This is a genomic window from Spirillospora sp. NPDC049652, assembly GCF_040675125.1.
Classification (GTDB): domain Bacteria; phylum Actinomycetota; class Actinomycetes; order Streptosporangiales; family Streptosporangiaceae; genus Spirillospora.
The window spans coordinates 1-1281 of record NZ_JBFAOF010001470.1 but is presented as its reverse complement, the minus strand read 5'-3'; the positions used below and the strand labels follow the sequence as shown (position 1 = coordinate 1281).

The window sequence follows — 1281 nt, the reverse complement described above, 5'->3', positions numbered from 1 at the left end:
GGGTGAGCAGCGCTTCGGCCGCCGCCTGGGTGTCCGGTGCCGCCATGGCACCGCTTTCGGCGGCGCGCAGCCGCGTTGCGACGGCCAGGCCGCCGCCCGCCGCGCCGGAGGGGGCGGTACCGCCGCGGACGGCATGGGTGAGGAACGCCTGGGTGGCGTCGGTGACGCGGTCCCGGGCGGCCTGGTTGATGATCTCGGCGGCCAGTTCGAGGGGGGTCCGTCCCGCCTGGGCGGCCAGCGTGTCCAGATGCCGGGCGGCCTCCGCCGGGCCGCAGCGCAGCCGCTCCACCAGGACGCCTCTGGCCAGTTCCAGCACGCCTCGGCCGTCGGCGGCCTGCTGGGCCTCACGGATCTCCCGGCGGAGCCGCTCGACCGTGGCGGCCAGCCGCCCGACGCTGAGACCGTTGTCGTCCAGGTCGCCGCCGCCGGCGCTCTCCACGAGTCCGCCTCCCGGCTCCACGGTCACTCGTGCGCTCTTCCGCTGCCGGCCGCGGAAGGACGGCCCGCCTGGTCGAGGCACTGGCGGATGCAGGCGATGAGTTCGTTGGCGTCCAGCGGTTTGGTGACGTAGTCGTTGGCGCCCGCGGCCAGGCTCTTGTCCCGGTCGCCCGGCATCGCCTTGGCCGTCACCATGATGATGGGCAGCGCGGCGTGCTCGGGCATCGCCCGGATCGCCATGGTCGCCGCGTAGCCGTCCATCTCCGGCATCATCACGTCCATCAGGATCAGGTCCGTGTCCGGATGCGCGGCGAGCGCCTCGATCCCCTTGCGGCCGTTCTCGGCGTGCACGACGCGGATGCCGTGCAGTTCGAGGATGCTGGTGAGGGCGAACACGTTCCGCGAGTCGTCGTCCACGATGAGGGCGAGCCGTCCCGCCAGCGAGGCGTCGGCGGTGGCGGGCGCCGGAACCTCGCCGTGCCCGGGCCGGACGAGCGGCATGACGTCGCCCGGCTGCTCGGCGGCCAGGTGCAGCGCGATGCGTTCGCGGAGCTCGTCCAGGCTCCGGAGCAGCTCCAGCGGACGGCTGTCGGCGTGCGCCTGCAGCAGCCGTTCCTCCTCGGCGCCGAGCGCCCGGTTGTTGTGGGCCAGAACGGGGCAGCCGCGCAGCGCCGGGTCGCCGTCCATCGCCTCCAGGAACCGCAGCGCCGCACCGCCCGGCATGTCGAGCTGCAGCACCACGCAGTGGCACGGCTCGACGGCGAGGGCGGCGGCGGCCTCCTGCGCCCCGGTGGCGGTGACGATCTGGACGTGCTCGCCCGGACCGCCCACCGGACCGCCCAC

Annotated in this window: 2 protein-coding genes; both read right to left on the bottom strand. The window is 74.7% G+C overall.

What is annotated here, in order from left to right; translation table 11 throughout:
• Nucleotides 1-466 (bottom strand): ANTAR domain-containing protein (locus tag AB0J52_RS41185; protein WP_500188693.1); only part of this gene is annotated, 466 nt, incomplete at its 3' end.
• Nucleotides 463-1281: response regulator (locus AB0J52_RS41180; RefSeq protein ID WP_500188692.1), on the bottom strand; the 819-nt coding region annotated here is incomplete at its 5' end. The genes AB0J52_RS41185 and AB0J52_RS41180, both read right to left, overlap by 4 nt.